Origin of the sequence: Peribacillus sp. Bi96, assembly GCF_918698115.1 — a bacterium.
Taxonomy (GTDB): domain Bacteria; phylum Bacillota; class Bacilli; order Bacillales; family DSM-1321; genus Peribacillus.
Genome location: NZ_CAKKLV010000052.1, coordinates 1 through 8,783, shown reverse-complemented (window position 1 = coordinate 8,783; position 8,783 = coordinate 1). Strand labels below are relative to the sequence as shown.

General features: G+C 37.0%; 8 protein-coding genes. All 8 read left to right on the top strand.

Translation table 11 applies throughout. The features are described 5' to 3' along the window. The first annotated feature begins 416 nt into the window (after nucleotides 1-416). The 8 genes from LQ203_RS26950 (at nucleotide 417) to LQ203_RS26915 (ending at nucleotide 8,020) form a co-directional block, all read left to right on the top strand. On the top strand, nucleotides 417-617 hold the full coding sequence (locus LQ203_RS26950) for a hypothetical protein (protein WP_230162963.1): 201 nt from the start codon (nucleotides 417-419) through the stop codon (nucleotides 615-617). Between the two features lie 234 nt (nucleotides 618-851). Continuing rightward, a complete protein-coding gene (nikA, locus tag LQ203_RS26945; protein ID WP_230162962.1) occupies nucleotides 852-2,465 on the top strand; it encodes a nickel ABC transporter substrate-binding protein in 1,614 nt (537 codons plus the stop codon). A 20-nt stretch (nucleotides 2,466-2,485) separates the two neighbouring features. Then, the gene (nikB, locus tag LQ203_RS26940) at nucleotides 2,486-3,430 is read left to right on the top strand and encodes a nickel ABC transporter permease subunit NikB (protein WP_230162960.1); all 945 of its coding nucleotides are present in this window, start codon (nucleotides 2,486-2,488) and stop codon (nucleotides 3,428-3,430) included. Then, nucleotides 3,427-4,257: a nickel ABC transporter permease subunit NikC gene (gene nikC, locus LQ203_RS26935; protein WP_230162958.1), complete on the top strand. Its 831-nt coding sequence runs from the start codon at nucleotides 3,427-3,429 to the stop codon at nucleotides 4,255-4,257. The genes nikB and nikC overlap by 4 nt, the downstream gene beginning before the upstream one ends. An 18-nt stretch (nucleotides 4,258-4,275) precedes the next feature. Beyond that, entirely contained in the window at nucleotides 4,276-5,103 is an 828-nt protein-coding gene (nikD, locus tag LQ203_RS26930) for a nickel import ATP-binding protein NikD (RefSeq protein WP_230162956.1), read from the top strand. Nucleotides 5,104-5,136: 33 nt separating this feature from the next. Then, nucleotides 5,137-5,958: a nickel import ATP-binding protein NikE gene (nikE, locus tag LQ203_RS26925; RefSeq protein ID WP_230162954.1), complete on the top strand. Its 822-nt coding sequence runs from the start codon at nucleotides 5,137-5,139 to the stop codon at nucleotides 5,956-5,958. Between the two features lie 98 nt (nucleotides 5,959-6,056). Then, complete coding sequence (locus tag LQ203_RS26920) at nucleotides 6,057-7,373, top strand: MATE family efflux transporter (protein ID WP_230162952.1); 1,317 nt, start codon at nucleotides 6,057-6,059, stop codon at nucleotides 7,371-7,373. A 335-nt stretch (nucleotides 7,374-7,708) separates the two neighbouring features. Continuing rightward, on the top strand, nucleotides 7,709-8,020 hold the full coding sequence (locus LQ203_RS26915; RefSeq protein ID WP_230162950.1) for a hypothetical protein: 312 nt from the start codon (nucleotides 7,709-7,711) through the stop codon (nucleotides 8,018-8,020). Nucleotides 8,021-8,783: the final 763 nt, after the last annotated feature.

Genomic DNA, 8,783 nt, shown 5'->3' with positions numbered 1-8,783 from the left:
CATTGCGCATAGCCCTATTCTAGACAAAACCCTTAATAATGCTTATTGGCAACATCAAGGGTTAGAAAATCTATATGAACGATATACAAAACTGCGTCAGACTTAAACTGAACCGCCGTATACCGAACGGTACGTACGGTGGTGTGAGAGGTCGGAGGCTAGGCGCCTCCTCCTACTCGATTTATGGAACTAACGGGGCAGGATAGTTGAATAAGGAAATACATAATGAAATATAATGAATTTTTAATGTTAAAAATTATAAAGATTTGGAATGGGAAATTCTTTGTTATAAATGTAGTAATAAATATAGCCGTATATTGTTAATTGTATTGAAATATTTAAAGAATTTTTTATACAACGGAAGTTAGGGAGACAATTAGCATCAGGCGAACAATATTTTTTGAGGAGAATTTAGATTGAAAAAATACAGTATAGCAATTCTTTATCTAGTAGGAGGAGGACTATTTTTATCAATAGGTTATTCAAGTTTTGCTCAAGGTCTATTAGAAGAGCTTACTACGCAAATGAATAATTCTGAATTGTTAATTGGATTTGGTTATATTTTTCTGATTGTTGGCATTATTCATTTCTTAATAAACAGTCTTAAAAGGAAATAACTAGTTAACTTTCTGATATTACTAACAAGCACATAATTAAACGAAAAGGGTGCATTACATCTATATGGGGCTGGAAACAGCTCCTTTTCTTATAGAACTAAAGGGGTAGTTGGATAAACAGGAGAAATGGACATATTTATATTTTTCGAGAATTTCGACATTATATTGACAATAATATAGTTACTCATTACACTTGAAAATGATTCTCAATATTGTACTGGAGGCACCAATGTTATGTCAAAAAGAAGAAACAGCAAACAAGTGTTATTTATATCAGCAATCGTTTTAATTTTATCAACGCTTTTACTTGGATGTACAAATGAATCAAAAGAAAATTCAACTTCAAATAAAGACATGCTTACTTTTGCTTGGCCTAGGGATATAGGTGAAATGAATCCGCATGTCTATAATCCTTCTCAATTATTCGCTCAATCGATGATATATGAACCTTTGGTTAGCTACCAAGATGGAGGCAAGCTGAAACCACATTTAGCTGAATCTTGGGAAATTTCCAAGAATGGGAAGGAATATACGTTCAATCTACGTCAAGATGTGAAATTTTCTGACGGTACTAGCTTTAATGCTGAAATTGTGAAAAAGAACTTTGATACTATATTAAAAAATGTTGATTTACATAGTTGGTTAGGCTTTATTCCGAAAGTGGATCAAACGGAAGTAATTGACCAAAACACGTTTAAACTAACATTAAAGGAGCCCTATTATCCTACAATTCAAGAGTTAGCCGTCGTTCGTCCAGTCCGTTTCTTAGGTGATGCTGGATTCCCTAAAGATGGTGACACTTCAAAAGGCGTTACAAAACCAGTCGGTACAGGTCCATGGATTTTGGAAGAATATAAAGCAGATGAATATGCTATTTTCAAACGCAATGAAAATTATTGGGGTGAACTCCCTAAAGTAAAGAAAATCAAAATCAAGATCATTCCTGATGCTGAAACCCGAGTTCTTGCTTTTGAAAAAGGTGACCTAGACCTTATTTATGGTGAAGGCGTTATCAGTCTAGATGCTTTCAAACAATTAGAAACAACAGGTACCTATGAGACTAGTATTTCTGATCCGGTTGCGACAAGACAACTAGTTATGAATACGAAGAAAGAACAGCTTTCAGATTTACGTGTTCGTCAAGCGTTACAATATGGATTTAATAAAAAAGCAATGGTTGACGGAGTTACTTCTGGGTTGGAAGAGAAGGCAGATTTTATTTTACCGACAAACTTCCCTTATACTTCAGACATTGATGTAACACCGATTGATTATAATGTTGAAAAAGCAAAAGCTTTATTAGATGAAGCAGGTTGGAAGTTGCCAAAAGGAAAAAACGTTCGTGAAAAAGACGGAAAACCACTTGAAATCGAGTTAATGTACGACTCTGCAGAATCGATTCAAAAAGCAATGGCTGAAACATTACAATCTGAGTGGGCAGCACTAGGTGTTAAATTAAATATCGTTGGAGTTGAGCTTACGGTACAAATTCAAAGATTTAAAGCTAATGATTTTGAATTGAATTTCTTTAGTAACTATGGCGCACCGTATGATCCCCATACTTTTGTAAACATCGTTGGTTCAGAAGGATTTGGATTTAACGAAGCCATTTCATCTTATCCGAACAGAGATAAGTTGTTAAAACAAATTGCAGATGTTCCTGGAACAACAGATGAAAAAGAACGTCAAGAACTTTACTCCACTATTTTGGAATCACTACAAGAACAAGGTGCGATTGTTCCTATTTCTTATATTAAGAAAATAGCTGTTTATCAAAAAAATGTATCTAATTTTACATTCCCTGCTAACCGGGATGAACATCCATTCACAGGAATTAGCATCGAGTAGTAAGTTACAGGAGGGTTTTCATGGGCACTTATATCTTGAAACGAATTATGGCCATTATTCCCATCTTTCTTTTGGCCATCCTTCTAACGTTTGGAATGATTCACCTTTCACCCGTGGACCCAGCTGAGGCATATTTATCGGCAGCACATATCCAACCCACAGATGAGATGTTGGCTCAGAAAAGACATGAGTTTGGCTTAGATCAACCTCTCCATGTTCAATATGTAAACTCTATCATTAAGATATGCCAATTTGATTTTGGCATATCTTATCTTTCGAATAAACCTGTTTGGGACGAGGTTACATATCGAATGCCAGCGACCATTCAGTTAGCTTTAGGTAGCATCATATTAGCGGTCCTGGTCAGTGTCCCTCTTGGTTTTTTGGCAGGCATAAAGAAAAACAGTGGTATCGACCATTTTAGTCGACTTCTCTCTTTTTTCGGGGCATCGATCCCCTCTTTTTGGCTTGGTTATTTATTGATTTTTTTCTTTTCTGTTAAACTCGACCTATTCCCTGTTGAAGGAATCGGGACTTGGCAACATCTGGTTCTCCCTTCCGTGACTTTAGCTTTGCCATTAATAGCCTTGTATACTCGACTATTACGTGCTAGCGTTCTTGAAAATTTACAGGAACCTTATATCCTTTTTGCTCGCACAAGAGGGATTCATGAAAAAGTCATTATGGGGAAACATGTATTGAGAATAGCCATATCTCCTATGATTACTGGTCTAGGGATGAATTTAGGAAAGCTACTGACTGGAACCATTATCGTCGAAGCGGTCTTTTCCTGGCCAGGATTTGGTCGTTATTTTATTGAAGCTATTTTTAATCGGGATGTTCCTGTCATTCAATGCTATGTGCTTTTAGCAGCGGGACTATTCATTATTAGTAACTTGATAGTTGACCTTATTCAAATGTGTATCGACCCACGCATCTCCAGAAAAGGAGGGCAACATCAATGATAACAAGTCTTCGCATTATGATGAGAAGTCAGAAAGTGGTTGTCCTTTGTTCGATAATATTGAGCTTCCTATTAATCATCACGATCTTGGCTCCTTGGATTGCACCAAATGATCCTATTGCTGTCAATTTAGCTAATAAACTACAGCCCTCTTCCTTTGAGTATCCACTGGGAACTGATCATTTAGGAAGATGCACGTTATCACGCATCTTATATGGAGCTCGCATTTCGTTAGGATTTGCCACATTAATTTTTATTTCATCTTTAGGCATCGGTTTGATTGTTGGAACCATTGCTGGTTATAAAGGTGGATGGTTGGACCAGGTGCTAATGAGACTTTGTGATGGTGTTATGGCATTTCCGAATCTTTTGCTCATTCTTGGACTTGTTGGTATATTGGGTCCTGGCCTTAAACAGGTCATCTTAGCATTGATGCTTGTGCAATGGGTGTATTATGCGAGAATTTTCCGAGGAATGGTACTTAGTCTGAAAGAACAAAACTATATAGCGGCAGCTAAAATAAGCGGTTCTTCTCAATGGAAGATAATAAAGAAACATATCGTTCCAAATGTTCTCCCTCCGCTCGCTGTTATGGGTACATTAGAAATGGGTTGGGCCATCATGGATATATCCGCCATGTCGTTTCTAGGTTTAGGTGTGCAACCCCCTACACCAGAATGGGGAGCGATGATTCATGAAGGGAAATCATATATCCGGACGAATCCAGAATTAATGCTATATCCAGGTTTGATGATTATGCTCGTTGTCGTCACCTTCAATTTATTAGGCGAAGCGCTATCAGAACGTTTTGGAGTCAAACGTCGTTAATAAAAAGGAATGAGAAGATTGAGAACAGAACGGTCGAATGTATTAAAAGTGAGCGATCTACATGTACAAGTACAAACAAAAGATGGTGCTTCCACCCTCGTTCAGGATATTAATTTTGAACTGGAAAAAGGGAAGGTACTAGGTCTTGTTGGGGAAAGTGGGAGTGGTAAAACTGTTACGAGTATGTCCATTCTGCAGCTTCTTGATCGGAAAACAACGACGATTGAAGGTAGCATTACCCTCCAAGGACGAGAATTGAATGGTTTAGACGATAAAGAAATACGTGAAATTCGTGGCAAGGATATTGCCTTTATTATGCAAAATCCAATGAATTCGTTTACGCCTGTTTTTACAATTGGCAATCAATTTATCGAAACGATTAGGTCTCATACCTCATTGAATAAAAAACAAGCAAAAGAGCTTGCCATCGATGCGATGCAAAATGTAAATCTGCCAGATCCCGCGAAACTATTAAAAAGCTTTCCTTTTCAATTGAGTGGAGGTATGCTTCAACGCGTGATGATTGCGATGGCCGCATGTTTACATCCTTCCGTTATTATTGCTGATGAGCCAACAACTGCACTCGACGTTCATAATCAATTACAAGTACTTCGCCACTTGGATAAAATTCGTGCTGAATATGGAACAGCCATTTTACTCATTTCTCATGATCTGGGAGTCATTTCTGAAATGGCTGATGATGTAGTCGTTATGCAACATGGCAGAATTGTAGAAACTGCAAATGTATTTGAATTATTTGATAATCCGCAGCATGAGTATACAAAGAAACTGCTAAATGCCCGCCTTATCTTAAATCATGAAGAACCTATCACCTATATGTTGTGAAATATAGATTGCATTCTTTTGAGGGGGGAACAAATGAGTTTATTACAAGTAAAGGCAGTAACTCATAGCTACAATTCTCATACGTTTTTTAAATGGAAAGATCATTCAAAAAAAGTACTCACTGACATTTCCCTCTCTATTGACGAAGGAACATGTTTAGGACTACTTGGGACGAGTGGAGCTGGAAAAAGCACATTAGGAAAAGTGATTCTTGGCTTAGAACGTCCACAGCAAGGACAAGTTCTGTTTCAAGGGCATGATATTTATACGGCTGATAAGCTTATTCGACAAAAGATACGCCGAGATCTACAAGTCGTCTTTCAAGATTCGTATTCATCTGTCAATCCACGAATGACAGCCGAGCATATTATAGGCGAGCCATTAGAAAACTATGAAAAACTAACCGTAGCCGAACAAAAAAGAACCGTTATTGAGTTATTGGAAAGAGTAGGACTAAGTGAGAAGGATTTAAAAAAATACCCACACCAATTTAGCGGTGGACAATTGCAAAGAATTAATATTGCTAGAGCAATCTCTCTTAAGCCACTGCTAATCGTCTTAGACGAATCCGTAAGTAGTCTGGATATGGTTAATCAAACACTAATTTTAGAATTATTAAATGAGTTAAAAAAAGACTTCGGCTTATCTTATCTTTTTATTACACATGATATTAAAGCGGCCTATTCAATTTCGGATACTTTGGGTGTACTGGAAAAAGGAGAATTAATCGAGCTTTACGATTCTAAAACTCAGTTTTTTTCATCAGAACATCCTGTCGTCAAACAGATGAGAGGTTCTATCCTTGCTGAGCATCCGCGTTTTCGTTCTCTTCCAACGAGGATTAACAAGACCTAGTCTAGAATCTATATTTATTGATTGGAAGGCCTCGATTTCAACTTGAAAATCGAGGCTCTTGTTTATATTTTTTCTGAAGAACATATTGGAGGGAAAAGATGAATTATCGAACATACCTTGCTTTAGCCACCCCTTTAACGATTTCAACGATGACAACCCCTTTATTAGGGGCTGTGGATACAGCAGTTGTTGGTCAGCTTCCAAATCCGGCGTATATTGGAGGAGTTGCAGTAGGCAGCATTATTTTTAATACTTTATATTGGTTATTCGGTTTTTTAAGAGTTAGCACGTCTGCGTTTACCGCTCAAGCTAATGGGGCAAACAATCAAGCTCAGGAAGCCCTTGCTTTGTTTCGCCCTTTTTTATTAGCTGTCATTGTAGGTCTTTGTTTTATCCTCCTACAATGGCCGATTGAATACGCAGCTTTGAAACTGATTGCCCCTGATTCCGATGTTAGCAAATTGGCAGCGGAATATTTTCGAATTCGAATTTGGGGAGCTCCCTTCACTTTGATGAATTATGTCATTCTTGGTTGGTTGATGGGCATGTCGAAGATTAAAGTATCTTTATTTTTACAAGTGTTCATGAATGTTCTAAATATTGTTCTTGCCATTTTGTTTGTTCATGTCTTTTCTTTGGCCGTAAAAGGGGTGGCTATGGCAACTTTAATCGCAGAAATCACCGCTTTCTTAATTGGCTTACTCCTATTATTGAAGGCATCACCGATTCAATGGAAAATGCCAGCTGTGGGAACGCTTATAGATACACATTCTATGAAAAAGATGTTTATCGTTAACAGGGATTTATTTATTCGAACGATTTGTTTATTAGCCGTTTTTAACTTGTTTACAGCAAAAGGTGCTTCTTTTGGTACTGAACAATTGGCTGCAAATGCTGTATTGATTCAAATTCATTATATTATGGCTTATTTCTTTGATGGGTTTGCAAATGCTTCCAGTATTTTCGTAGGTAAAGCGATTGGTTCAAATAACGAAAAATTATATAAAAAAACGCTCACTTTGTCCTGGCAATGGTCAATTCTATCCGCCTTCTTCATTGCTTGCGCCTATGGACTATTTCAAGAACAGATTATTGGACTCTTCACAAATTTACCGAGAGTAATTGAGCTTTCGAATAAATATGGAGCTTGGCTAATTATTTTCCCATTTGCAGCCTGTTTCGGACTCGTCATTTACGGTGTCTTTACGGGAGCAACTGAAATTGTACCGGTTCGAAACTCTATGATTTACGCGTTGATTGCGTATATTATTGTGCAAGTCACTACAACTCCCATCTGGGGCAATCATGGCTTATGGCTCGCCTTCATCGTCTTTAGTATGGGTAGATCTGGTTTTCTAGTTATGTATATCCCTAGACTGAATAAGAAAATTTTTCATGTTAAACAAGAATCGTGAATGCTTCTTTGCCGCCTCCTTAATCTTTAATTTTTTTCTTGAAAAGTAAAACAGACGGAGAAAAGTCTAGGATAGATCTTGGGCGTCCTTTAGTATGCATGATACAACAATACATAATTTGATAGTAACATTATGACCAAGTGCAACCTAGGTTAGGCGATGGGGCCGATTCGCATTATAAATTACGTGTGCTTTAATAGAAGTCCGGCTGCCATATGGCAGCTTCTTTTGTTTCTGCAACTAACGGGACAGGTAAGTTCTACAAGGAACTATGATAAAATTACGATAAATATGTACATAGAAACCAATAAATGGTTGATCCCAAGGAGATAATTATGAATAATCACTGCTGCGAAGCTATGAAAGACCAAGTTAATATTAATTGCAAAATTCACGCTAACCCATTTGATTGTCCAGACATTTTGATCACTTATAATAAAAGGTTTGATGAATATGGGTTACTAATCCACGATGGAGGCAGCTCAAGTATAGAAATAACCTTTTGTCCGTGGTGTGGCACGAAATTACCAGATTCTAAAAGAGATTTATGGTTTGAAATCCTTGAACAATTAGGATTTGATGACCCTGTTGAGCAATCGATTCCAGAGGAATTTAAAACAGATAAATGGTATAAAAATAGTAAATGAGCAGAAGTTTCACTAACTTGTTGAGAGATACTTTGGGTGCATTTTTCTTATAATTTGTGAAGGATTGTACTTAAACTAACGGGTGCGTTAGTTGAATTACAGGGCGAAAACTGGCTTCTTAATATAAGGGAAGTTGTAAGAGGGTATTGTGATGTTGCTGCAATTTTTTTACAAATCAAGATAACCAATAATTCACAATAATAGTAAGCTTAATTTTGTTATATACATCATTTTTCAAGGGATGGTGCAAGGGATACTTAAACGAATAATAACTAAGTACGAACACGAAGGTCTGACCCCGGAGGATATTGTGCATTTAAATACTATAAAAGGACAAAATCCTTATGGGATGCTAACTCTATTATTAGGTCTAGCATCCTTTATTTTTGGGCCACAGTATATAATTATTCCTATCGTATCTTTGTTATTGGGTTTTATTACTTACCGGACATTTGATTCTGAAACAGAGAAAAATCCTTCCAAAGGGTTTTGGAGGGGTATTTGGCATGGCCAAAAATAGTATATCATAAGGGAAATGAAAATTTCAGAGAAAGATATTGACATCCTATTAGCTGGTTTACTTCAAAAACTAGGGTTGATGCTGCAGTCTTTTTTATGGAACTAAAGGGGGAACTACCTTAGGTGTAGAGTGACAATTTTGTTCATTAATACAACTTATATTCATTTAAATTTCAGAAGCTTCTGGTTGGAAACCTCCTATATTTCTATCTTCGACTACCATGCGCAATCCACGCTTCGGTCT

Excerpts from the sequence above, each read along its gene's own strand:
- nikA (WP_230162962.1), top strand. The coding sequence starts at position 852 with ATGTCAAAAAGAAGAAACAGCAAACAAGTGTTATTTATATCAGCAATC.
- nikB (WP_230162960.1), top strand. The coding sequence starts at position 2,486 with ATGGGCACTTATATCTTGAAACGAATTATGGCCATTATTCCCATCTTT.
- nikC (WP_230162958.1), top strand. The coding sequence starts at position 3,427 with ATGATAACAAGTCTTCGCATTATGATGAGAAGTCAGAAAGTGGTTGTC.
- nikE (WP_230162954.1), top strand. The coding sequence starts at position 5,137 with ATGAGTTTATTACAAGTAAAGGCAGTAACTCATAGCTACAATTCTCAT.
- LQ203_RS26920 (WP_230162952.1), top strand. The coding sequence starts at position 6,057 with ATGAATTATCGAACATACCTTGCTTTAGCCACCCCTTTAACGATTTCA.
- LQ203_RS26915 (WP_230162950.1), top strand. The coding sequence starts at position 7,709 with ATGAATAATCACTGCTGCGAAGCTATGAAAGACCAAGTTAATATTAAT.